Below are 24,529 nucleotides of genomic sequence, written 5' to 3'. Positions count from 1 at the left end.
ATACTAGAATAGGAGCAAATAACAAAAATCGTAATCATCACAGGGCAGCTAAGCCAGCGGAAAATCCCGGAACTTCCAACAATTTAATGTTGTTAAGAAGCGGAACAAAGACGATGATATTGCTGCAGGTGGTTGCGTTTCATCGATCGAATCAAGAGGCTAAAAAACTGTGGGTCGAACTCCGCTTTTTCAACTCAAACGTTACGACTTCAACGCGATCGCAAATCATTACCGCTTCCGCCCCTGGCAAGTCATCTGGCGAGCACTGCAAGTCACACTGCTATTTACGGGATTTGTCTTTGGTCTGAAATGGGACGACTGGCGAGGCGTTGCAGACCGCAACAAATTTAAGCGCGCCGCTCAAATTCGGCAAATCTTGACTCAACTGGGACCCACGTTTATCAAAGTCGGTCAAGCCCTTTCGACCCGACCCGACTTAATTCGTCAAGATTACCTGGATGAACTGATCAAGTTACAAGATCAGTTGCCCCCCTTCCCGACTGAACATGCCTTTCGCATCATCGAAACTGAACTCGATGCAGACATCGATGAAATTTTCGCGCAAATCTCTACAACTCCGGTCGCAGCAGCTTCTCTCGGTCAGGTTTATCGCGCTCACCTCAAAACAGGCGAAGAAGTCGCCGTCAAAGTTCAACGCCCCAATCTTCTCCCCACATTAACTCTCGATCTCTACATCATGCGCTGGGCTGCGGGCTGGTTAGCCCCGTGGCTCCCATTAAATCTAGGACACGATCTCACCTTGATCGTCGATGAATTTGGAACCAAGCTCTTTGAAGAAATTGATTATCTTAACGAAGGACGCAACGCCGAGAAATTCGCTACGAATTTCCGCAATGATCCTTCCGTCAAAGTTCCTTCAATTTATTGGCGTTATACCTCGCAGCACGTGCTCGTCTTAGAGTGGATTAACGGCTACAAATTAACTGACGTAGAAGGCATCGAAGCGGCTGGAGCCGATCCAAACGCCATCATTCGCATCGGAGTAACATCTGGGCTGCGCCAACTCTTAGAATTTGGCTTCTTCCATGCCGATCCTCATCCTGGCAATCTGTTCGCTGTTCCTACCGAAAATGGCGGACAAATGGCATACATCGATTTCGGAATGATGGATCAGCTCGAAGAAGAAGCAAAAGAGACGCTAGTCGATGCGGTCGTTCATTTGATCAACAAAGATTATGTTGATCTCGCTCACGATTTCGTCAAACTTGGCTTTCTATCGCCTGGAACTGATATCTATCCGATCGTTCCCGCCCTTGAATCTGTACTTGGAGACATCATGGGCGAGAGTGTTGGCAATTTTAACTTCAAAACGATTACCGATCGCTTTAGCGAACTGATGTATGACTATCCGTTCCGGGTTCCAGCTAAGTTCGCACTGATTATTCGATCGCTCGTCACCCAAGAAGGCTTAGCCCTCACGCTCGACCCCAATTTCAAAATCGTTGAAATTGCCTATCCGTATGTCGCGCGCCGCTTGTTAACTGGAGAATCCCCTCGCTTACGTCGCCGCCTGATTGAAGTTCTTTTTAAGGACGGCAAATTCCAATGGCATCGGTTAGAGAACATGATTTCTATTGCTCGATCCGATTCGAGCTTCGACATTCTTCCAACCGCTCAACTCGGCCTCCAGTATCTGCTGTCCGAAGAAGGACAATTCTTACGGCAGCAAATTCTAATCGCTCTCACAGAAGACGATCGCTTACATACCGAAGAAGTTCAGCGCCTGTGGGAACTCGTCAAAGACGATATCAAACCTGCTCGAATCTGGACAGCAGCGCTAGGAGTCGGAGCAGCACTCTTGCCGAAAGCGATCGCAGACTTATCCACCGCAGGGACAGCTGCCTTAATTCCAACCGTCTCTTCTTTGACGGGCATCAAGCTAGAACGGTAGGATATGGGGAATTAGCGAACTTTGAACCCGTCCTAAAAAACTGTGCAATACTTATTTCCCCAACCTCCTTACCTCTTATTGATCGTTGCTCTCCTAGCAAGCCTTGCTTCTGGGTCAGCCTTTCAAGCGGTTTTAAAACAATCGGTGAAAGAATGGTCAGAAAACAAATCGACTCGCAGCTTAGCGACGATGCGTGGATTATCTTTATTCACCCCGTTTCTAGGAATGGCAGGCGGTGCGTTTTTCTTTCTTTCAGCAGGTGTTGAAATCTTTGGTTTTCCAACTCGATTAGCCTATGCAATTTCGCTTCCTTTAACGATTGGAACAGCATGGCTCGTCTGGTGGCAACTCGGTAAAATTCTCACCCAAATCGAAGAAGGCGGTTCAGCTGCGCTCGACCTCGATTCTTGGGGCTAATTTCATTTCCTTCTCGCAAACAAGCGCTTGATCTTGCCTCAGATCAAGCGCTTGTTTTTGACACCAAGCATCAGTCATTACGGTTGTAAGAGTGCCACACCTTCAATCCAATTGCCAACTAACACTCGTTCACGGCTGCCATTGGGCGAGAGCATATAGATCGCACTTCCATTGCTATAAATCACTGTTCCATCTGCTGCCAAATCATAGGATAAAACCCCTTCAGCCAAATTTTCTGGAACCCCTTGTGTTCTCTGTCTTACTAATTGCCAAGTTTTGGGCACTAACGACGGGGCATCTGGCTCATCTAAATTTCGATCGCGCAACATCTCCGGTGTCACCCACTCTCCCCAAGCCTGCAACTGCTTCTGCTCTATCTTCTGCTTCGTCACTGCATTCATCAAAGGCTTCCCAGTGTAAATCTGTGAAAAGAAATTCAACCACTGGAAAATTGCGTGCAGCAGTCGGACTGGAATCAGGAAAATTTCCTTCAAAAATTGTAGAAAGTTGAACGATCGCTGTCTCGCTGAGTAAGGTCTACGAATGTAGTACAGCCACCCATCTGCATCCAACTGAGGAGATAACAAATCAGATTTTGGATCAGATGCCAACGTTAAAACATCCTGCTTCTCAAAGTCCAACTTCTCAATCGTAAACGGCGCACGATCACTCACATACCCCTGATGATCTCGTCCAATTCCCGCCGATTGATACACTAAAGCTTTTTCTTTGCCTAAAACCCATCTTGGAGCTAAATCGATCGAATCTCCTTCCGTCACTTCACGTGGGCGAGGCGCATCAATCTGCATCACGGCAATGTTGGAGATTCCCGTTTGATAGTTCGTCGTACAGGCAATTAATTTGCGATCGCGATCATAGTTCAAATGCCCAACTTGAAAATCTGCGGTATGAAATAACCGATCTTCTCGCTGTCGTTTTGGCTGAAACAGAAAGATACCGCCTACATCTCCAGCATTCAGCGCATAAAGTAGCTGTTCAGTATCACCTTGACACAAGCTTGTAATCTCAACTCCTACAACCGACTCTGGTTGCTGTTGTAATTGAGCCTTTAGACCCGGCGGAAGCATCATTTCTTGCAGCCCACGAGGCTTCCAAGCCTTATTCCGTTCCATTCTCAGTTTTCGCTCTTGAACTGTAAGCCCGAACTGACTTTCAACTTCTTGAACCGGAGCATCTTGGTACTTAAGAAAAAGCTTTCCCTGACTGATATAAGCAAGACTAAGGGTCATGAATGTACATCTGGATTTTTTGCGCCCAGTATACCCAAAAACCTCTCAGCAAGCTTGATTTTTGAGTAGAGCTAGAGAATATCAAGTTTTGTTACGCTACTTATTTGTTTAGGGCTATAAATCTATCTCAAGATATACTTCTACAAAATCACGCCTGTTGTAACGACATATTGCTGATTCTGTAGGAGAATAAACAACCCGTGCAAGATCATACCAGCTTAGACCTTGAGCAAGAATTGAGCCGTTTAGCCTGTGCCTTTGCTACTCGAAATACTGAAATCGGCAAAGCAGTCATTGCGAATTTGAGGAGCCGTCTCACCCTCCGTGATGTAGCAGGAATGGTGATTGTAAGTCTGGAACGCTTAGTTTGGATAGATCCGCTTGCATTCTGTTGGGCGATCGAGAATGTGATTCCAGGCTACGTCATGCGTGAAATTCGCCGAATTACTTCTGTAACGCTCTATCGCCGTCTGATCACGCAAGGTTACGAACCCGGACACGACTTTAGTATGGATGGTAAAGGACAAGTTCTTCTAAACGAGCAAGCAAAAAGCGCAATGTTTGCCGGATAGCTTACTCGAGCCACAGTTAGTAAAATAATCTGACTGTGGCTTGAGCAATATCACTTCTATGAATGATCAATCAACAAACATTTGGCAATACAAACCTTGGTGGTGTCAGCCTTGGTCAATTCTACTCACAGGAATTTGTATAATTGCTGGCAGTTGGTTTGTGTTCGCAAAACTATGGCTGACCACTCTCGTCGCAGTTCCAATTTTAGCCTGGATGATTTTTTTCTTGATTATCTATCCTCAGCAGATGCAGGCTTACCTAAGCAAGATCAATAGCTCGGATGATAGTTCAAACTAGCCTAGGCAAAAGCTTATCCCTGTTTTTGGGCACCTTTTTGGGCACTTTAGGGATGTCATGCTTCTGAATTAGGCAAGCCCTCTATGGTACGGATAGATTTTACAGTCGCGATTCGAGCGTACAATGCTGCTCAGCGTTTGCCACTTTTGCTTCAAAAATTACAATTACAGCAAAATACTGAATCAATTCGATGGGAAATTTTAGTCGTTGATAACAATAGCACTGACAATACTGCTGAAGTCGTGCAAACTTATCAATCGCAGCTGAGCCAGCTTCGCTATATTCTTGAGACTCAGCAAGGAGCTGCGATCGCTCGAAAACGAGCCATTACTGAAGCCCAGGGTACTTGGATCGGCTTCCTTGACGATGACACCTTGCCCGCTCCAGATTGGGTTGCACAAGCTTACAAATTTGGACAAACGCATCCGAAAGTAGGAGCGTTTGGCAGTCGAATTCTTCCTGAATATGAAATTGAGCCACCGAAGAACTTCGATCGCATTGCTCACTACATGCCCATTATGCTTAAAACGCAGTCCTTCTGCTATGACACTCATCTCAAAGGAATGCCTGTTGGTGCAGGTCTAGTGATTCGCAAACAAGCTTGGCTCGAAAGCGCGATCGGCGACCAAATTATCCAAGGTCCAGTCAAACAAGGATTTGCCCTGAAAGGCGAAGAAACGGAAGTCCTTTGGAAAATGAAATCATTCCATTGGGAAATCTGGTACAACGCCGAAATGACAATCGCTCACAAAATCCCGCAATGGCGGCTAGAAAAAGACTATTTATTGAACTTTCTAAGTGTGATCGGACTAAGCCAGCATCGCTTTCGGATGCTTCGCTACCCAGTTTGGAAACGCCCGATCGCTTTCCCTTTTCTCCTCATTAACGATTTACGCAAAGTCGTCCTCTCCTGGCACAAACATCAGCGATCCAACGATCTGATTGATGCCTGTGAACTCCAGTTCTTTATGGGTAGACTTCTCAGCCCTTTTTATATCTGGAAGACACTTCTCCTCCAGCATCTTGCATCGAAACAAGAGCATTTATCCTAGAGAATTTTCGGATAATGCAAGGACACGCTTCATCTCTAGTAAAAAGATGGCTAGCGTTGCCTTGCCTTGAGGTAAAACCACAACATGGCTAGCAATACTTAAGGGATGCCCCTGACGATAGGGAGCAGGCAACTGCCGAATCGCTGCCGCATCAATTTCGATCAAATCGGGGGGTGCATCTACTCGAAGCGCGCACAGTTCCGCTTCAACCTGTGTCACCACTAAAAATTCTGCTTGCGATCGCGTGCTCACTGCCTGCGCTTGCCCTTGTGTCATACTCAACTGCGATCGCAAATTCAGCACAGTCAGAGTATACTCACCTACCGGCACCACCTCCAACATCCCAGAAGCGCTTGATTTCAATTCTTCTGGCACATTCACAACTCGCAAAATGCTCTCCAATGGCAACCCGAATCGATATCCAGCAATCGTAAAAACAACCAACCGCATCATCTGCCGCATCGTTTGAGAATGCTCTATCACTTGAGTCATCGCACCACCTTTCCTGCCATCAATTGATGAACGAGTTGAACTAATTGATCTGAATCAAACGGCTTCGTCAAATAAGCCGCTGCACCCAATTGCTTTGCTAATTGTTGATGTTTCTCATTACTGCGCGAGGTCAGCATCACTACCGGAACGTGAGGAAGCTGGGATTCCTGCTCATACCGCATGAGAAACTCGAACCCGTTCAAGCGTGGCATTTCTACATCACAGGTAATTAACTGAATCTCAGGATGACATTGCAATTGTGCGATCGCATCGAGTCCATCCTGTGCCTGCACAACTTGGAATCCTGCATCTTCTAAAGTCATAGCTAATGCTTGCCGAACTGTGATCGAATCATCAATGACTAAGACTGATTTGAGGGATGTCTCTTTTTGAGCAGGGGGCGAAATTGCAACCGGGGCTGAAAGTTTACCTTGATTCTGCTCGACTAAGGTCACAGCATCGATCGCGAGGAGTGATCGACCATCTCCCAACACACTGCACCCATACACGTATCGAGGTGCAGCGATCGTACTTCCCATCGGGCGCAACACTAATTCCTGCTCACCCAGTACTCGATCGACCTCTAGCCCAATCCAATGCTTTTGACGACGAATGATCAGAATTGAAGTGGTCAAGGTGGGAGCAGCTCCGAAAGTTTCAGGAGATTGGGCTTGCATCCCGAACAACCAATTCGTATAAGTCACCAACTGCCCCAAGCTGTGAATCGTAAGGGTGTGTTCTTCTCCTTCATATCGCCAGCGCACATTACGCTGGTTGCCAATCTGATCAATCTCAGCAGCATCTAATGTCACAATCCGCTCAACGTCATCTGAGGGAAATCCATACGTTGCCGAACCTGCCTGACAAATGAGCAACCGAGTACTCATCAACGTTAAAGGCAATCGCAAAGAAAATGTTGTTCCCTGGGTTGGAACTGAATCGACCGTGATCTCGCCTTTCATCGCTCTGATTTGCGATCGCACAACATCCAACCCTACCCCTCGCCCTGACAATTCTGTCACTTGCTCGGCCGTCGAGAATCCAGGCTCAAACAAGAGATCCAATAATTCAGACTTCGAGATTTGGTCAATTTGGTTAGAAGACAATCGATGTTGTTCAAATCCACGTTGACAAATCTGCTCTAAATCCAACCCCTTGCCATTATCCGAAACTTCAACCAAGGTTCGATTGCCTTTCTGATAAGCTCGAATCTCAATTTCTCCAATGCCTTTTCCTTGGTGTTGGCGAATTGCGTCACGCTCAATTCCATGATCGAAGGCATTACGCACCAGATGGAGCAATGGATCGTAAAGCTTGTCTGCCAATGCTTTATCAATCATCACCTGCGTGCCAGTCAACTTCAGATGAACTTTTTTCCCATAGGTTTCACACAGCTGCTCAACAACTGGTGGGAAGCGATTTAGAACTGTTCCAATCGCGATCATCCGCACATTCATCAAATCATCGCGCAGATTCGTCAATAATCGACCTTGTTTGCTGCGCGATAGTCGTGACTCCCTAGCCAAAAAGTCGATCGCCTCAGTCGATTCATCAATCCGTTCTGCCTGTTCTACGAGTGTTTGTAGCAGTACATGCAAGTCATTGTATCGATCCAGTTCCAGGGTATCGAAGTTCTGTTTCAAGTCGTTCTCAACAACGAGAGAACCGCTTCTTCTGGAGAATCGCTCTGGAGCGAGCAATGACCACTCACGCAACTGTGCTAGAGCACGCTGATGTTGCTCTACCTGATGCAGCAATTCTGCTAGCATCATTTGGAGTCGCTCATCTTGCAAAAGTTGCTGGTTTTGATGAATGAGCAGTTCACTGGTGATAAAGTTGAGCGATTCCAAGTGGGTAAGCTTGACTCGAACTGTATCCTGAGCAGGCTTTTGAGACACGTTTTGCGCTGACTCTTTCAGGTGTAAAGGCTCAGATGGTGGCTCAATCTCGGTTTCTGCGATCGGGGTATCCCATAATTCAAATCCTAGATCTGCCTTGGCTTCAGGCAATTCGGTCTGCCATGCCTCAAACTGATCCGCCAATGCTTCAATCTCAGGATCAACCGAAAACACCGCTTTCGGTTCGTCAAAGCTTTCGGCAACTTGAGGTTCAGAGAGTTCATTTCGTGAACGCTGGAAGAAGTTTTTGATCTTTCTCCAGGCGCGATGAGAGAGTTGCTGGCTATTTTGAATCGAATTTGATTCTACAAAGCTCTGGAGTGTGGATGACACCTTTCCACCTGAGACACGATCTCCTGACAACACTGCAATTTGCCCTTGTCTAAAATCAGCTAATGCAGCTTGGGCAATGTCACGAACCTGATGAGGCTTCTGCTTCATTGCCTTTAATGTCGTGTGTGCAATTTCCCCAAATCCCGGCAAATTAAGCGACTCTGCTAATCCCAGAAATACCTCGGACTGAGTATGTAGCGTCAGCGCGATCGTGTCGTCATCGTTTTGAGAAATTGCGATCGCTAATTGTTCTAGTCGCTCCGTCACTCCCGTTTCAAACAGCGATTGAGCAATATCAAATCCCAAATCTGCTGAGGTTGGCAAAGCTGCACCTGGATCAAAGTGTTTGCCTAACTTGTTCCGAATTTTAGAAAAGATAATTTCAGATCGATCGAGCACTTCCGCATCCTGAGACTTTACTCCTGAGACAACAGTTGTCAAAGGTAAGCGTAAGCAATCATATCCCTCATACAGTAAGGCTTCTAACTCCGCATCAATCTCAACTTCTGGCTTGTAGAACGCCTTGAAAACATCCTCAAATGCATGTGCCATTGATTTCATGCTATCAAACTGAACGCTGGCTGCTGCACCCTTCAAGGTATGTGCCGCACGCATCAGTTCATGCACTTTCGCAGCAGAACGCTCTTTGCGCAGAGACAGTAAATTTTGCTCGATCGTTTGCAGCAAATCTTCAGCTTCAGCTAAAAAATAGGAATAAGTTTGTTCGCGAAGTTTAGCATCAGAAATCATAGGGAACTCACAGAATTGCAGATGAACAAAACAATTCAAGGCATTGAGGTTCAAGCCGGATTTGGCTCAAACCTCCCACCTCATATTTCCTAGCTGACTTTGAATTGTCCAACACTCGTTTGCAGTTGTTGAGCTGTATTGAGTAGCTCTTGGAAAGATGCAGAGATTTGACTCGACTGAGCAGAGTTCTTACTTGCTAGTGTTGCCACGTCTGTCATCGATTGAGTCACGAGTTTCGACTGCTGCGTCTGTGCTAGCGTTGCCTGGGTAATTCCTTGTACCAGTTGGCTAATCTGCGCGGTTGCATTGATAATCTCAGTCAACTGCTGACGAGTTTCATTCACCAGCCCTGTTCCACTGACAACCTGTTGAATTCCTGTATCCATGGCTGCCGCAACAGCATTCGTTTCCGATTGAATCTCTTGTGCAAGTTTCTCAATTTCACGCGTCGCGTCTGCCGATTGTCTCGCGAGCGATCGCACTTCATCCGCAACGACTGTAAAGCCACGTCCATACTCTCCCGCACGCGTTGCCTCGATCGAAGCATTCAGCGCTAGAAGTTGCGTCTGTGTTGTAAAGCTTCCAATCAAGCTAACGACCTTAGAGATCTTCTGAGAAGATTCACTTAAGCGTTTAATCTTCTGACTGGTCTCTGCAACCGTTTCCCGAATCGCCAAGATTCCATCGACCGTCCGGTTCATAGCAGCATCTCCAGATCGAACCGTTTGATTCGCCTGCTGAAGTGCAGTTTCAACTTGACGCGCATTTGTCGCAACTGCTTGAGTTGAACTGACCATTGCTTGGAGCTGATCCAAAGCCCGAGTGACTTCCTGCAACTGCTCTTCTGCTTGTTGTGTCAGCTTTGCGATCGCACCACTACTATTCTTAGAAGTACTTGCAACTTTGGTCGATGTCGCTTGGACTTGAGTTACAATCTTCCGCAAACTTTGAATTGTATTGTTGTAGGCATCTGCGATCGTTCCAACTTCATTTTCTACGACTGGAACCCGGATGGTTAAATCTCCCGAGAATACAGGTTTAATTGCACCCAACAGTTGAATCACCTGCATTTGCAATTGTTCTTTCGCAGTTTTCTCACGTTGAGCCGCTTGAGCAAGCTGCTCGGACTGTGTTCTTAACTGTTCAAGTGAATCCACTTGTTCTAGGGCAACACCCAATTGTCCTGCAATCTGATTCAGCAATACAACCTCTGCTTCTTCCCAGTGACGGGTACTTCCATTTTGGTAGACTGCCAAAATTCCCCAAAGCTCTTGGTGCTTAAAGACAGGAACAAGCGCATAAGCTTTCGCCTCAAACTGTTCTAGAAGCTCAACGTGACAAGGGTCATGACCTGCATTGTAAATATCATCGATCGCTAAGCTTTCTCGATTGCGATATCGTCCACCCTGGGTTTCCCGCAGATAAGTATCTTTGACATTGGTACCAATTTCAGTGCCAACCAGCTTACCCCATCCACTATTAATCGATTCATAAATGAAGTCGCCACTCCAGTCTGGATTGAACCGATAAATGGCAGCCCGATCGACTTTCAGAAGTTGCCGAATATCTTGCGTGATCACTTGGAAAACTGAACTGATGTCAGCAGATTGGCGCACAAAGTCGATCGATTGGCGAATTCGATCACTTACTTTTGCCAGGACTTTCTCTCGCTCGGCTTGTCGCTGAATCTGAGAAACATAGTCAGCCTGCTGAATTGCAAGACCTAACTGCGCCCCAAGCTGAGCAAGAAGATTCACTTCCGACTCTTCCCACTGACGCGGAGCCGAGTTTTGATAAGCGCCCAACAATCCCCAAAGCTTCTGCCCCGAAAAAATTGGAACAATCGTATAAGCTTTGACTTGAAACTGCTCCAAAACTTCAATGTGGCAAGGCAGATATCCAGCTTGATAAATATCGTTCACAACAACGCTTTCATTGTTGCGGTACCGCCCTCCTTGGGTCTCTTGTAGATGAGTATCGTCCCAAGCAGTTTTGACATCTGCCTTAACTAGGCGCACCCAACCTGGAGCAACTGACTCTGAAACAAATTCACCACCCCAATCTTGATTAAAGCGGTAGATTGCAATGCGATCGGCTTGCAAGAACTGACGAATCTGCTGAACCGTCTGCCCAAGAATCGTTTCAGTACTTTCAAACTGACGAATCCGTTCGAGTACCGATTTATTCACCTGATCAATCACGCGAATAAAGTTCCGTTCCCGTGCCGCCGATTTTTTAAGTTGCTCCGCTTGAGTCTCAACTTTCTCCAGATATTCAGCTTGTTGGATTGCAACCCCAAGCTGGGTTCCAATCTGAACCATCAAAGAAATTTCTGACTCTTCCCATCGCCGCGCCCCAGAGTTTTGATAAGCTGCAAGCAATCCCCAAAGCTTATCTCCTTGCAGGATTGGCACAGTAATATAAGCTCTTGCCTGAAACCGCTCCAGCACACTCAGATAGCAGGGAGAAAAGTCTGCTTTATAGATGTCCTCAACGGCTCTAAAGGTTGCTCCTCTCGTATAGGCTCCACCTTGAGTCTGTTCAAGATACGTATCAACCGATTTCGCAGATGTGCCCATCGATCTGATCGTACAATCACTCCCATTCTCTTGAAAACCTGGATCGCTGAGTTGGTCTTCCATCAATGAACGCCAGCCCGTTGTCACAGATTCAGCAATAAACTCGCCGCTCCAATCTTGCTCAAAACGGTACACTGCTACTCGATCTGTACCGAGTAACTGTCGAACTTCTTGGGTCGCAGTTCTGAAGATAGTATTGAGATCCAATGAAGTACGGATCTTTTCGATCACGCGTGCGCCTGCTCTTTCACGTTCAGTCACTTTTGCGAGTTGCGCTGTACGGGATTTCAATTGATGTAAGTTCTCAGTTTGCTGAATTGCAACTTCTAACTGAGTCCCGATCTGCATCATCAGAGCGACTTCTGCTTCTTGCCACTCCCGTGGAGCTGAGTTTTGATAAGCGGCAAGCAATCCCCAAAGTTTCTGATTCTGTACAATCGGAATAATCACGTATGCTCTTGCTTGATATCGCTCCAGCATCTCAATATAGCAAGGCGAAAATCCGGCTTGATGAATGTCAGTTACGGCTCTAAAATTGACGCCTTTCGCCAATCTTCCGCCTTGATTTTGTTGCAGATAAGTATCTGTCAGCTTTCCTAGCGTTCTCAAACTACAATCGCTAACATTCTCTTTCAAAGCAGGATTATCAATTTGCTCTTGGAGCAGTGAAGTCCATCCTGGTGCAGCGGACTCTGCAACAAATTCACCACTCCAATCTTCTGCAAAACGATAAATACTCACTCGATCAGCTTTTAGCAATTGCCGAATTTCTTGGGTGGTTGTACGGAAAACAACATCTAAATCCAACGATCGACGAATCCGATCGATAACTTTGAAAACGGCTTTTTCAGTTTCACCTTGCTGAGCCAGCCTTAATGCAAAGTCAGACTGCTGAAGATTGATCGTCAATTCTAGGCAAAGTTGATACAGTAAGTTAATTTCAACTTCTTGCCAGAGGCGCGCTCGAGAACATTGATGAACCACGAGCAATCCCCAAGCCTCACCAGCAACACGAATCGGTAAGCTTAAGCTCGCTTTAACTTGAAGCTGATCCAGAAGCTGATGTTGATAAGGCATCAAATCGACGCGCGTGATATCTTCGATGACGACGACTTGATTCTTGACATAATCTTCAGGCTGATCAAAGCAAAAGCAAGTTAACGCCGGCGCTTCCCCAAGTGCTGGGGTCCATCCACGCTGAACCGATTCTGCCACGATCGAACCGCCTTCTTGTGCACCAAAGCGATAGATGATGGCTCGATCGACTTGCAAGGTTTCGCGCGCGACTTTGACAAAACCTTTGAGCAAAGCATCTAAGTCAGGCATTTGGCGCATTTGAGCAGAGATTGCGTTTAATTGCTTCCGCTGATACCGAAGCTCACGCGATGCACCTTGCTGGTTCGTTTTTTTGGGTTGAGTCGCAGCAAATTCAGCAACTTGACGGAATAGATTTTGGACATTCGGCTTGTCCAGAAGTCCAGCCCGTTTGAGTTCTGATTTTAGACCTGTCAAAGCAGTCACAACTTGCTGAATGTCTCGCCCTGCATCTTCAGGTTCTGAACGACTGACCCCATTACCATTGGAGTAGCCTGGAGATTCGGAAACCTCGATCGATAAATCCGCACCGTTGCTTGATATCTCAACGGGAGTTTCTGAAAGGAAAGCAGTAAATTCCTCAAGAGTGGGTTCTGAAGACATCATAGAAGACATATCAAGCGTGGGTTCAGTACGACGCGATGCGGACATAGGGAAGCTCCTGGAGGCAATAGAAAAAGAAAATTTATCAAGAATTGAAATGATGCAATTGTAAAGACGGATCTTGTACAACCGCCGCCGCATCTAAAACCAGGCTGCGATCATGCTTAAAATATCCTCTTATAAATGGAAAAAATGGGTTCGTCTGAAGATCAGCAGGAGGATTGAGCAACATTTTGGGGTTGTATTCCTCAATTTCGTAAATCTCTGGAATAACAAGACCGAGAGTGTTGTCATTAATTTGCACCACGATCGTGCTTAAGGCGGTGAGCTTTTGCATCCGATTCAAGCGAGTTTGAACTCCCAGTTGTTGTGCGAGATCAACAAGCCAGAGGGAATCTCCGCGCCAATTTGACATGCCTAAAATACAAGCATTCATCTGGGGCACAGGCAGAATATCTGCGATCGCAAGGGTCTGAACAGCTGCAATACCCTCCACTGCAAGGAGCATCGATTGAGTTCGATCCAGGCGAAATCGCAGAAATTTCTGCATCGGTTCAGTGCCAGCAGGCGGACTGAGAAGAGATGCCAAACTAGTCAGTGAAGCCGTTGCAATTGGAGTTCGCGTGAACTCAGACAATTTGGTCATAGTTCCTCCGAGCCTAATTCACCATCAACTGGCGAACCGTGTTGAGGAGTTCTGTCTGATCAACGGGTTTTGGCAAATATGCATTTGCACCGAGCAAGTTGCCCCACATCATATCGACATCTGTGCCTTTGGTAGAGCAAAGGACAACTGGAATCTGGCTGGTTTTGGGGTCAGCTTTCAATTCTCGACAGAGTTCAAAACCACTCTGACCTGGCAAAATTACGTCTAATACAATCAGGTCAGGCGTTTGGGTCGAGAGTTTCGTTTGGGCTTCTTCTCCACTAGTTGCACTGACGACTGTCAGCCCAGCTTTCTGCAGATAGCCTGTGAGAAGTTGCATCTCAGTGATGCTATCTTCCACGATGAGTACGGTTTTCATATGTTCCTCCGGGTTACTGAGATGAGAAGCTTTTAATGATTTAGTCAAGAATCGGTAGCATCTTTCGCGCGATCGCTAACACGCGATCGGCATCTACTGGCTTTGCGAGAAACCCTGATGAACCCACGAATTTTGCACGAACTCGATCTATGATGCCGTCGTTGCTCGTCAAAATAACAATCGGAACATCGTTGAAGGTCGAAACTCGACGAATTTGGGCACAAATTTCGTAGCCGTTCGCGATCGGCATAACTAGATCGAGAAAAATTAGCCCTGGCTTTTTCTCAATGAGGGTCGGTAGTGCCTGTACAGAGTCTTGAATGCCGACAAACTGATAGCCCGCTTCGGTCAGAATGCGTTCCATAATTTGACATTCGCGAAGACTATCATCAATACAAGCTACAACTGGTGCATGATTTGACTCTGTTAAGGGTAGAGAAGAGACAATTCCAGACACAGGTGCGCTGGAAATCAGTGGCTTAGATGTGCCAGAGAGTGGAGGGCTGGTTGTTCGGGCGGCACCTGGCGGGGTCAAGTCAGGAATTTTCGTTAAACCAATCAGTCCTTTCCGATACAGGGGAACGAGAACGCGTGTCATCTGGATCAGGTCTTGCTTCATCAGCATTGCTAAATCCCGTAGAGTTCGCCGACCATCAACGAGCGATACCAGCATTTTGTAAACCTTCTCAGGCGTATGCTCTGGAAGTTGTTCAGGATTGCGTAAAACTGGGGCAAGATTTGGAGAATGATCGGCAAGTCCAAGCGATCGCCAAGTGTTCCATTGCTGTTGAACCTCCGCAAGGAGTTGTTCAGCATTTAAAAGCGCTAACGATGCCTCTAACATTGCTGAGGGATTAGAGCGGAAGGTAACAGGCTTAGTTTCTTCCTGTTGAATAATATCGAATAAGACATCGGTCACAATGCTACGAATCACCGCAACCGCATGTTCAGGACCAATTTGCTGACGTTTGACTAAAGCGACCAAAGCCTCGTAATCCTGGCATGAATTTTCATCCAGGGGAGGAAGCGCGATCGCATTGGGACTAAGGTGTGGACAGTGCTGAGTTAAATAGCGATGCCAGCGACGGCGAGGATGAGGACCACCCGTTGCCCAAATCAGCCGACCCATATAAAGATATAAGCTCCATTGCTGTCCATGGGTCGAAACGTCCAGTCGTCCACTGAAATGCATCCGACTACGGAGACCTAATAGACCACTAGGAGAATCGGTTGAGGAATCGTCCACTAACATTTCCTGAAGTTCCTTAGATTTGGGTCCTTATCGAGTTACCCAAGTTTTTCTAAAGTTATTCTTCCCAGACTGCAATCAATCTTTACTATTCATTTAGTAATAGATTCGTTCCACAACCCAAAATAATGCTTGCAGGACAACCCAGTGAAATCAAGGGGAAAGCCCGGCTCGCTAGAAAGTTTATTGAATTTATCTACGGGACTGACGGGGCTCGAACCCGCAACTTCCGCCGTGACAGGGCGGTGCTCTAACCAATTGAACTACAGTCCCAAATTTGCGCTTTTTTGTGTGGCGCGATTTCTATATTGCAATGTTTTAGGGAATTTGTCAAACAAATTACAAAGATTTTTTTGACGTGCTGCTTCAGTCTCAATAAAAATTTCTGCCCCGATCCCAAATTCCCTTGTTATTACTGAAGTAGGAAGATTGACACGAGCTAGGCACAGGTGATGAAAGAAATAAAATCGGGATCTCGTCCGACTGGAAAAGTTGCACTGCGAGTTGGTTTGGCCGTGATCGTTTTGATCGGGATCGTAGGCGCGGGTCTGATGAAATTGTTTGCGATCGAGATTTCGATCGCGCCTGCTGCGCCGAATGCTGTACCGATGATCAAAACGACTGAATCTCCCTCAGTTGAGCCAGTTGCACCTGTAAAAATTGAAAAGCCTAATGCGACAGCAATTGCTGCAAAGCAAGGCAATCTCAGAATTCGGAATCGCTCAGATTACCCGATCCGAGTCGCGCTGCTCTCACGGCAACCGAAAGAGGCAAATCTGAAATCAGGTTCACCTCAGAGCGGTTTTGCACCTCCGGCACACTGGGATTTTGCGCCGCAAGAAGGCAGCCAAAGCGGATTGTTGGTGTCGTTGCCACAGCGATCGATTCAACTAAAACGGGGAGATGTTGTGGTTGCCTTCGCTCAGGATGGCTCACAACGGTATTGGGGCCCGTTTGTCGTTGGAGAGACTGAGCGACCAGATTGGAGTGCTCAGGCAGGGGAGTGGGAGCTGGTGATTGAAAATTAAGAGTAGAGGGTCATGACCTCAGATAAGGGCAAACGGGACTGGGCGGCGATCGCAAAGTCTGATGTATGCCCCCGATCAAAATGCTCCGCTGCGGCACATCCAATCATGGCAGCGTTATCTGTACAGAATTTCATCGGCGGAAATAAAACTTTAATCTGATGCGGTTCAGCCGCCGCTTGAAGTTCTGCTCTCAATCCTCGATTGGCTGCAACACCCCCGCCGACTGCAATTGTGTTTAGTCCGTAATTTTTAGCGCAGGCGATCGCTCGTTTCGTCAAGGCTCGTACCACGGTTGCTTGAAAACTAGCCGCGAGATCGGCAATGGGGATCGGTTCACCAGTTGCCTGCAATTTTTGAGTCAGCCGCAAAACCGCTGTCTTTAAGCCGCTAAAACTTGAATCATAAGGATGAACGCCACCTTCAGGTAAAGAGATCTGACCTTCAGGTAGGGCAAAAGCGCGCGGATTGCCCTCTGCCGCCAACCGATCAATAACTGGGCCGCCTGGATAGCCCAGATTCAATAAGCGAGCCACTTTATCGAACGCTTCACCTGCGGCATCGTCCCGAGTCTGTCCTAAAACTTCATATTTCCCGCAGTCCTTGACGTAGATGAGGCTGGTATGTCCACCTGAGACGAGGAGACAGAGAAACGGCGGTTCGAGATGGGGATCGCTGAGGTAGGAGGCGTAAATATGTCCTTCTAGGTGATGTACACCGATAAAAGGTTTTTGATGAACGATCGCTAAAGTTTTTGCAGCCGTCAATCCGACTAAAAGTGCGCCGACGAGTCCGGGCGTACAAGTGCCTGCGATCGCATCGATTTCTGACCAGGTTAAACCGGATGCTTCCAGGGCTTGAGCGATCGCTAAATTGACAATTTCCACATGTTGCCGTGAAGCAACTTCAGGAACAACCCCGCCGTATTTCTGGTGAATCGCGATTTGAGACGACACAATGCTGCTGAGAATGTGACGATTTTTTACGATTGCCACCGCAGTTTCGTCACAACTTGTTTCAATTGCTAAGACCGTTGCCATTTGCTGGTAGGTTTTGGGAGTAGGTGACTTTAGCAGTCGCTCGAATTAGAGTGAGCTAAGCTGATTTCCTAGTTTAGCGCTCTGTTGGATTCACCCCCATTTGTGGAAAAATCAACTTCGTTTTTGACACAACTTTTCTTTGTAATTCGTAAATAAAGGGAAACAATTCCATGCAACGATTGTTTGCTCTAGTTCTCGTTCTTTTCCTAGGATTGGGCTTTGCCAACCCTCAGCCTGCTCACGCCTACAATTTGACTCGGTGTGGCGACAATCCTGTGTTCGTTCAACGAATGAAAGATTCGACTAGCGCCAGTGCGCAGCGTCGTTTTGAGCAGTATTCCGATTTGCTATGCGGCAAGGATGATGGTCTACCTCACTTGATCGCGGATGGCAACCTGGCACATGCTGGCGAATTCACCATTCCTGGCATTCTGTTCTTGCTGATTACAGGATGGATCGGTTGGGCAGGTCGCTCTTATCTGCAAGCGGTCAAGAAGACAGATAAGCCTGAAGAAAACGAAATCATCATCAACGTGCCTTTGGCGATCTCCTGCATGTTGGGAGCAGCTTTATGGCCTTTGTTGGCAGTGAAAGAGTTTCTGAGTGGCGAATTGACTGCACGTAACGATATGATTCCGTCGGGCGCTGAGTCTTTCTTCCCTGCAATGGTGAAGAAGAAATAAGACAATTCTGATTCACATTTTGGAGGTTCATCCATGTCTGGTCTTCTAAGATATCTTTCATCGGCTCCTGTAGCGACTGCATTATGGTTGACTTTTACAGCGGGTCTTTTGATTGAATTTAATCGGTTCTTCCCTGATTTGCTGTCTCATCCGAGATAAGCGGATTTGGAACTTTTTTGAATGCGCGATCGACTTCTGTGATCGCGCATTTTTGTTGAAATCTATCCATTAGTAGAGTGATGGGTCTTCATTGGGTTGATGATTCGTAGTCGCAATTTTTTTAAGGTGTAAGCGTCCTTAATATATTGGAGCCGCTTATGTCTTCTGGTTTTCTCAGATTTCTCTCGCTTTCCTCAATTCTAGGGATTGCAACTGTTAGCTTCTTTTTGACTTTATTTATTTTGATTAACTGGGTTTCGCCTGATCTGCTGTATTTGATGCATTAGAAACTTACAGGCAATACGCTGATTCGCTTATACTTTGAGGCGTGTCGCGTATTGCCTGCCGTTATGAATCCTGAGCTTGAGATTAGACGATTGTTAGACGTGATGCCCGCATCGGGTCGGATGTTTGTCAAGTTGGTCAGTAAGCCAGATCAGCGATCGTTCATTGATACTCCTGCACCGTTACCCTGGGGCAGGGATCGCCCGGTTTATATTAATTTCGACCTTTGGAGTCGGTTGTCGCGATCTCAGCGTGATCTCCTGATCTTGCGAACGGTCAGTTGGAGTAGCAATATTAAATGGTTTCAACCGACCCCAATGTTAGGACTGACCGCATTAGGCGCGATCGGATTGGGGGTTGAACTTGCTCAGCAGGATTTTGTGGGAGTTGCAGCGGCAAGTGGATTAAGCGCGATCGCACTCTTTCAAATTTGGCGGAATAACCGCAGCTCGCGGATGGAACTCGAAGCGGATGAACAAGCGCTGAAAATTGCTCAACGACGAGGCTATACAGAAACTGAAGCGGCACGGGCTTTGTTGAGTGCGATCGAAGCTGTCGCCCAAAATGAAGGGCGCATGTTGAGTTTTGTGGAATTACTGCGATGTCAAGGTTTGAGAGCCATTGGGGGACTTTCTCCCGTTGGCATTCCTGACGAGTTGAGAAGCGAATGATCTACCCAATGACGGGGAGAGTTAAATTGCGGTGAACTCCGGGAAATCACTTAGGAATTTGAGATCGGGGCAGGGAACTTTAGCAATACGACCCCACTGGAAATAAAGACTTCATGATTGAAGGCATGAATTCACGGACTGCTCCGAATTCAAAGTTTCTGGATACTATGGGTTTGTTGCGGAAATGACGGACAATCGCGCCGTCAGTGACCCACGATCGCAGGGCAGCATATTTTATGTCTCACATGGCAACCCAAACTCCACCCTCTCGCAGCATTGATGTCAGCTTAGATGTCGAGTTGCGAAACGTCACCAAAGTTTATCACGGTGAACCTGCGGTTCGCAGTATTGATTTGGGTATTCGGCGCGGCGAGTTTTTTAGTATCTTAGGGCCGTCTGGTTGTGGTAAAACGACGACGCTGCGGATGATTGCGGGATTTGAGCATCCGACCTCGGGCGAGATTTTGATCCGCGATCGCTCGATGTCGAATGTCCCACCGTACAGACGTCCTGCCAATACAGTCTTTCAGAGCTACGCCCTGTTCGGTCATATGACCGTCGCAGAAAATATTGCATTTGGGCTGAAAATTCAGAAATGTTCGCGATCAGAAGTTCAAGATCGAGTTCGAGATGCGTTGAAATTAGTCAAGCTCGAAGCGCTTGCCAATCGATTTCCAGCGCAGCTCTCCGGTGGACAACAACAACGAGTCGCCGTTGCCCGTGCTTTAGTCAATCGCCCCGCCGTTCTGCTGCTCGATGAACCGCTAGGCGCATTAGATTTGAAGTTACGCAAAGAGATGCAGGTTGAACTCGCAACGTTACATCGAGAATTAGGCATGACCTTTGTGATGGTGACGCATGATCAGGAAGAAGCGTTGTCATTATCCGATCGCATTGCCGTGATGAACTTGGGGAAAGTTGAGCAAGTGGGAACGCCTGAGCAAATTTACGATCGTCCACGCACTTCATTTGTTGCAGATTTCATCGGGGATACGAATCTATTTCGCGGCAAGATTGAAGGCGCACATCCTGAGACGCTTTGGATTAGAACCGAGACGGGCATCAAAATGACCGTTCAGCAGGATACCGCCTCGAAATCCCTGACTTCTGGCTGGGTCACGGTGAGCGTACGTCCTGAAAAAATCCAGATTAGTCTAGCTCCTCAAGCAGCAGCAAACTGCTTTGAAGGCAGATTGCAAGATGTGATGTATCTGGGAACTCATGTCTATTGCGTGATAGTCATGAACTCTGGCGATCGGGTGATTGTGCGTCAGCCAAAATCACCTAAACTTCCAAACGCAGACGCTCCACTCTATGTGTCTTGGGATGCAGCCGACAGTTTAGCGTTATCTGAGTTGTAAGGAGGCAGTTATGTCGTATTGTGCCTCTCGTCGCCGATTCATCAAAACTGCAGCCGCAGGAGTTTCAGGGTTTGCGCTGTCAAGTTGTGGTTGGACATTAGCAAAAGTTCAGACTGATCAGGCGATCGTGCAGTCTTCCGATGAACTCAATATCTACACTTGGTCGAATTACATTGATCAAGAACTCGTCGATGCATTTCAAGCCAAGACAGGGATCAAAGTTAAGTTTGATGTGTTTGATTCTAACGAGACGATGTTGGCAGCTTTCCAAGCCGGAAAAGCAAAAATCTATAGCGTCATTTATCCATCGGACTATAAAGTGACTCAGATGAGTAAGCTCGGCTATTTGAGCCAGCTTGATCACTTACGGTTAGAAAGCCTCCGTCATCTGATTCCGCGTTTTCAAACCTCCCTGCATGACCCCGGCAATCGTTACAGTGTGCCGATGAGTTGGGGAACGACCGGATTGATCTATAACAGTGAAAAAATCAAGGATGCACCCAAAGATTGGAACTATCTGTGGGAGAACAAAGAGAAGTTGATGCGACGCATGACCTTGATGAATGATGTGCGGGAAGTGTTAGGAGCAACGTTACGATCGCTTGGATTCTCCTACAATTCCACCAACCCGGCCGAATTGAAAAAAGCATACGATCGGCTACAAGAATTGAAACCTGCAATCGCGACTTTCACAACCGATGCCTGGCGGGATCAATTAATTGCTGGAGATTTGTCGATCGCGATGGCTTACTCCTCAGATGCGGCACTGGCAATGAAAGACAATCCAAAGTTGAAATATGTCATCCCGAGCAGTGGCACTTCTCTCTGGACAGATACGATGGTGATTCCCAAAACGGCTCCCAACCCTGATGGAGCTTACGCTTGGTTAGAGTTTATGCTTCAGCCTGAAGTCGCCGCCAAAATGACAGAACGGTTATCCTTTGCAACGACCAATCAAGCTGGCATTGCTCAACTCCCTGAAGCGATTCGGTCAAATTCTAGCTTGTTCCCCGCGATGGAGTTGTTGAATAAATCCGAATCGATCGCACCCGTAGAGCGGGAAACGCTAGAAGCCTACGAACGATATTGGACGAAACTCACGAGTAGCTGAGGATATTAAACTATGAAAGCGCCCTCGATTTCTGAATCCTCTACCTCTAGCGCTCCTCGCTGGTTGCAGCCAGTCTTGATGCTCTCGCCTGCGGGACTTTGGCTATTGTTGCTGTTGATTGTTCCGACCCTGATTATTTTCCAATTGAGCCTTGTTCCCAACATCAAACCGGGCGATGTCGTGAATCCATCAGGATTGGAGAATTACTTGCGAATTTTTCAGCCTGAGAGTTTCCCTGCTCTTTGGCGATCGTTCCTCTTCGCATCGGGAACGACGATCGCTTGTCTTGTCCTCGGCTTTCCCGTCGCCTATTGGATTGCTCTCACTTCTCCCAAACGCTGGCAAAATCTCATCTTAATGGGCTTTACATTGCCACTTTGGACATCTTCGCTGTTGCGATCGTATGCCTGGATTAGCATTCTGCGTCGAACTGGCGTACTCAATAGCTTTCTGATGAGTCTCGGTTTACCGACCTTAGATTTATTAAATCAACCGATCGCAGTCCTGATCGGCATGACCTATGGTTTATTGCCTTACATGGTTCTGATTCTCTATGCCTCGTTAGAAAAGCTCGATCGACGATTGTTAGAAGCCGCCGCAGACTTAGGCGCAACCCCTCAACAAGCGTTCTGGAAAGTGACTGTCCCCCAATGCTTTCCGGGCATTATTGCTGGAGGTTTGCTGGTATTCATCACGGCGCTAGGAGACTTTATCAATCCAGAGCTATTAGGCGGAACATCGAGCCGAACTGCGGCGCGTGTCGTTTATGACCAATTCCTAGGTGCAACGCAGAATTGGGGATATGGCTCAGCTTTGAGCATGATGCTGATTTTAATCGTCAGTATTGCGATCGCACTGCTCATTAAATACGGAGATCAGAATGCAAAGTCAATTTAGAAATCGCATCTCAGCAGGGTTTACCTTGCTGATGTTTGGCTTTATGTATTTACCGCTATCAGTGCTCGCGTTCTACAGCTTTAATCAAGCTCCAAACAGTGCTCAGTGGACTGGATTTACATTATCTTGGTACATCAAATTTTTCCAAGATAGTCGAATTCTTTCAGCGCTTCGAGATAGTTTGTTAGTTGCAAGTTTGGCAACTGCGATCGCAGCTGTCATTGGAACCTTACTAGCGATCGGGCTTGCAAAATATCAGTTCTTTGGCAAAAAGTTATTTCAAGGTGCAGCTTATTTGCCGTTGATTATTCCTGATATCGCGATCGCAGTTGCAACCCTTGTATTTTTAGCAGTCATTGCAGTACCCCTGAGCCTTTGGACAATTGTGGCTGCCCATGTCGTTTTCTGCCTGGCTTACATCGCATTAGTCGTTTCAACACGACTCGTCAATCTTGACCCGCATCTGGAGGAAGCAGCGTTAGATTTGGGTGCAACTCCGATGCAGTCATTGGTGATGGTATTGCTGCCGCAGTTAATGCCCGCGATCGTCTCGGGCTGTCTCCTGGCTTTCGTGTTGAGCATGGATGATTTTCTCATCGCAAGCTTTACCGCAGGTGGAGGGATTACAACTTTGCCGATGGAGATCTTCAGCCGAATCCGAACCAGTGTAAGACCGGATATGAATGCATTGAGCGTCGTTTTGCTGGTGATTTCAGGTGGACTCGCTCTACTGGCTGAAGGGATTCGCTACCAGGGTGAGAAGAAGCGATTCACTTAGGTCGTTTCTAGTACAGTCCGCCGAAGCTGTATTCGGAATGAAGGGTCGAGATATTTTTCTTGTTGCGATCGCCATTGCTGCCAAGCGTTGATGATTTTCTCTTGCAGGCGATCGGCAAAAATCGGACAAGTTTTCTCGATCGCTTGCTTCAAGCTGCTCTCTAAGAACTCCTGCATCACAACGCTATCTTGAATCTCTCCCAAACTCTCTTGAATCGCTTTGAAATTTTCAACTTGAGCCTTGTAAGCCTCTCCGTAGAACTCGGTGAATAGCTCAGTTTGATAGCGCACCCGTTTCATTTGCTTCCGTAAATCGTGGAGCGATGCGTTCTGCTGCAATTGTTCTCGAATCGATTCGGCTGTAATCGGGGCAAATCTGCCAGATTCTTCTCGTCCAATCAGCCAAGCGGGATGCAGCAGAACGCCATGAATCAGAGGCATCAAGACATCGGGTAAGACGGATTGAATTGGGAGTTGTCCGATCACCCGATAATGTGGCAACGCTAACCAATTCTCCATTTCTTTCCGAAATGCCTTGTATTCATGCGATTTCAACGCCTTTTGCAGTTTTTTGAAATCTCGCGATCTCTGCTTCTGGAGTTTCTTCAACGCCCGTTTTAATTCTTTCTGCTCTGATTCTGGCAAAGTGGGCGACTTCAATTCAAGCTGCAACACATCTGCATCTCGCACTGCACCTAAAATTTGAGCAAACTTACGGATTTTTGCTTCACTCGCGGCTTTTGGCAGATCTGCTACAAATCCAAAAACCTGAATTGCGGTTCTCAGTCGCCGCAGTCCGACTCGCATTTGATGCAGTGCCTCTGGATCTTGATCCGCTAAAACTTCTTCTTCGTGCTTCATCGCTTTACGGAAATGTTTCTCGATCGCACGATAAGCAAAGTGACTCAGCGTTTCTGATTGCAGTGGGATATGGAGATTCATGGCGAGTTTTTATCAAGGGAATACACCTCTATTCTGAGTCTCTGTCACTCCCA

The 24,529-nt window shown here is 47.0% G+C and carries 23 protein-coding genes and 1 tRNA gene; 14 read left to right on the top strand and 10 right to left on the bottom strand.

The genetic code is table 11. The annotated features are described in order from the left end of the window. The first annotated feature begins 169 nt into the window (after positions 1-169). Together ACMUEV_RS16690 and ACMUEV_RS16685 are read left to right on the top strand one after the other, a co-directional pair. Complete coding sequence (locus ACMUEV_RS16690; protein ID WP_190653689.1) at positions 170-1,912, top strand: ABC1 kinase family protein; 1,743 nt, start codon at positions 170-172, stop codon at positions 1,910-1,912. Between the two features lie 42 nt (positions 1,913-1,954). Further along, positions 1,955-2,329 (top strand): hypothetical protein, encoded by a 375-nt coding sequence (locus ACMUEV_RS16685; RefSeq protein WP_017287957.1) that lies wholly within the window; start codon positions 1,955-1,957, stop codon positions 2,327-2,329. Between the two features lie 77 nt (positions 2,330-2,406). On the opposite strand, the gene ACMUEV_RS16680 is transcribed toward ACMUEV_RS16685, so the two are convergent. Continuing rightward, positions 2,407-3,579, bottom strand: a complete 1,173-nt coding sequence (locus ACMUEV_RS16680; protein WP_190653690.1) for a hypothetical protein — start codon at positions 3,577-3,579, stop codon at positions 2,407-2,409. Positions 3,580-3,779: 200 nt separating this feature from the next. On the opposite strand from ACMUEV_RS16680, the gene ACMUEV_RS16675 reads away from it, so the two are divergent. The 3 genes from ACMUEV_RS16675 to hpsE all read left to right on the top strand — a co-directional run bounded on the left by ACMUEV_RS16675 (position 3,780) and on the right by hpsE (position 5,501). Further along, positions 3,780-4,151, top strand: a complete 372-nt coding sequence (locus ACMUEV_RS16675; RefSeq protein ID WP_017287958.1) for a hypothetical protein — start codon at positions 3,780-3,782, stop codon at positions 4,149-4,151. A gap of 58 nt (positions 4,152-4,209) precedes the next feature. Beyond that, positions 4,210-4,449: a DUF6737 family protein gene (locus ACMUEV_RS16670; protein ID WP_190653691.1), complete on the top strand. Its 240-nt coding sequence runs from the start codon at positions 4,210-4,212 to the stop codon at positions 4,447-4,449. Positions 4,450-4,532: 83 nt separating this feature from the next. Next, positions 4,533-5,501 carry a hormogonium polysaccharide biosynthesis glycosyltransferase HpsE gene (gene hpsE, locus ACMUEV_RS16665; RefSeq protein WP_190653692.1) on the top strand — a complete coding sequence of 323 codons (969 nt, stop codon included), beginning with the start codon at positions 4,533-4,535 and terminating at the stop codon, positions 5,499-5,501. Here hpsE and ACMUEV_RS16660 read toward each other — a convergent pair. From ACMUEV_RS16660 to ACMUEV_RS16630, 7 genes are all read right to left on the bottom strand, one after another. Next, positions 5,493-5,993: a chemotaxis protein CheW gene (locus ACMUEV_RS16660; protein WP_190653693.1), complete on the bottom strand. Its 501-nt coding sequence runs from the start codon at positions 5,991-5,993 to the stop codon at positions 5,493-5,495. The two genes, hpsE and ACMUEV_RS16660, sit on opposite strands and share 9 nt — an antisense overlap. After that, on the bottom strand, positions 5,990-8,974 hold the full coding sequence (locus ACMUEV_RS16655; protein WP_190653694.1) for a hybrid sensor histidine kinase/response regulator: 2,985 nt from the start codon (positions 8,972-8,974) through the stop codon (positions 5,990-5,992). Before ACMUEV_RS16655 ends, ACMUEV_RS16660 begins: the two co-directional genes overlap by 4 nt. A gap of 89 nt (positions 8,975-9,063) precedes the next feature. Beyond that, a complete protein-coding gene (locus tag ACMUEV_RS16650) occupies positions 9,064-13,299 on the bottom strand; it encodes a GAF domain-containing protein (RefSeq protein WP_242044917.1) in 4,236 nt (1,411 codons plus the stop codon). A gap of 37 nt (positions 13,300-13,336) precedes the next feature. Continuing rightward, on the bottom strand, positions 13,337-13,897 hold the full coding sequence (locus tag ACMUEV_RS16645) for a chemotaxis protein CheW (RefSeq protein ID WP_190653695.1): 561 nt from the start codon (positions 13,895-13,897) through the stop codon (positions 13,337-13,339). A gap of 13 nt (positions 13,898-13,910) precedes the next feature. Further along, complete coding sequence (locus ACMUEV_RS16640) at positions 13,911-14,276, bottom strand: response regulator transcription factor (protein ID WP_017287965.1); 366 nt, start codon at positions 14,274-14,276, stop codon at positions 13,911-13,913. 40 nt (positions 14,277-14,316) lie between these two features. Then, positions 14,317-15,528: a response regulator gene (locus ACMUEV_RS16635; protein WP_199329755.1), complete on the bottom strand. Its 1,212-nt coding sequence runs from the start codon at positions 15,526-15,528 to the stop codon at positions 14,317-14,319. Between the two features lie 196 nt (positions 15,529-15,724). After that, a tRNA-Asp gene (locus tag ACMUEV_RS16630) sits at positions 15,725-15,798 on the bottom strand. Positions 15,799-15,977: 179 nt separating this feature from the next. On the opposite strand from ACMUEV_RS16630, the gene ACMUEV_RS16625 reads away from it, so the two are divergent. After that, complete coding sequence (locus ACMUEV_RS16625) at positions 15,978-16,553, top strand: hypothetical protein (protein ID WP_190653696.1); 576 nt, start codon at positions 15,978-15,980, stop codon at positions 16,551-16,553. Here the strand turns inward: ACMUEV_RS16625 and tsaD are convergent. After that, a complete protein-coding gene (tsaD, locus tag ACMUEV_RS16620) occupies positions 16,550-17,590 on the bottom strand; it encodes a tRNA (adenosine(37)-N6)-threonylcarbamoyltransferase complex transferase subunit TsaD (protein WP_190653697.1) in 1,041 nt (346 codons plus the stop codon). The two genes, ACMUEV_RS16625 and tsaD, sit on opposite strands and share 4 nt — an antisense overlap. Before the next feature lie 170 nt (positions 17,591-17,760). On the opposite strand from tsaD, the gene ACMUEV_RS16615 reads away from it, so the two are divergent. From ACMUEV_RS16615 to ACMUEV_RS16580, 8 genes are all read left to right on the top strand, one after another. Beyond that, positions 17,761-18,273: a Photosystem I reaction center subunit III gene (locus tag ACMUEV_RS16615; RefSeq protein ID WP_190653698.1), complete on the top strand. Its 513-nt coding sequence runs from the start codon at positions 17,761-17,763 to the stop codon at positions 18,271-18,273. Between the two features lie 33 nt (positions 18,274-18,306). Continuing rightward, complete coding sequence (psaJ, locus tag ACMUEV_RS16610) at positions 18,307-18,432, top strand: photosystem I reaction center subunit IX (protein ID WP_071596157.1); 126 nt, start codon at positions 18,307-18,309, stop codon at positions 18,430-18,432. Positions 18,433-18,590: 158 nt separating this feature from the next. Then, on the top strand, positions 18,591-18,719 hold the full coding sequence (locus ACMUEV_RS16605) for a hypothetical protein (protein ID WP_017287989.1): 129 nt from the start codon (positions 18,591-18,593) through the stop codon (positions 18,717-18,719). 63 nt (positions 18,720-18,782) lie between these two features. After that, positions 18,783-19,388 (top strand): DUF3318 domain-containing protein, encoded by a 606-nt coding sequence (locus ACMUEV_RS16600; protein WP_017287990.1) that lies wholly within the window; start codon positions 18,783-18,785, stop codon positions 19,386-19,388. A 236-nt stretch (positions 19,389-19,624) separates the two neighbouring features. Next, positions 19,625-20,749, top strand: a complete 1,125-nt coding sequence (locus tag ACMUEV_RS16595; protein ID WP_415354607.1) for an ABC transporter ATP-binding protein — start codon at positions 19,625-19,627, stop codon at positions 20,747-20,749. Between the two features lie 10 nt (positions 20,750-20,759). Beyond that, positions 20,760-21,860, top strand: coding sequence for an ABC transporter substrate-binding protein (locus ACMUEV_RS16590; RefSeq protein ID WP_190653699.1), 1,101 nt, complete (start codon positions 20,760-20,762; stop codon positions 21,858-21,860). A 12-nt stretch (positions 21,861-21,872) separates the two neighbouring features. Beyond that, positions 21,873-22,757, top strand: coding sequence for an ABC transporter permease (locus ACMUEV_RS16585; RefSeq protein ID WP_190653700.1), 885 nt, complete (start codon positions 21,873-21,875; stop codon positions 22,755-22,757). Then, entirely contained in the window at positions 22,741-23,535 is a 795-nt protein-coding gene (locus ACMUEV_RS16580; protein WP_017287994.1) for an ABC transporter permease, read from the top strand. Before ACMUEV_RS16585 ends, ACMUEV_RS16580 begins: the two co-directional genes overlap by 17 nt. Here the strand turns inward: ACMUEV_RS16580 and ACMUEV_RS16575 are convergent. Further along, the gene (locus tag ACMUEV_RS16575) at positions 23,532-24,476 is read right to left on the bottom strand and encodes a CHAD domain-containing protein (RefSeq protein ID WP_199329756.1); all 945 of its coding nucleotides are present in this window, start codon (positions 24,474-24,476) and stop codon (positions 23,532-23,534) included. The two genes, ACMUEV_RS16580 and ACMUEV_RS16575, sit on opposite strands and share 4 nt — an antisense overlap. Positions 24,477-24,529 lie beyond the last annotated feature (53 nt).

It is taken from the genome of Leptolyngbya sp. FACHB-1624, from assembly GCF_047649235.1.
GTDB lineage: Bacteria > Cyanobacteriota > Cyanobacteriia > Leptolyngbyales > Leptolyngbyaceae > Leptolyngbya > Leptolyngbya boryana.
Note: the sequence above shows the minus strand (reverse complement) of the source record. Positions and strands in the feature narration are given on the sequence as shown.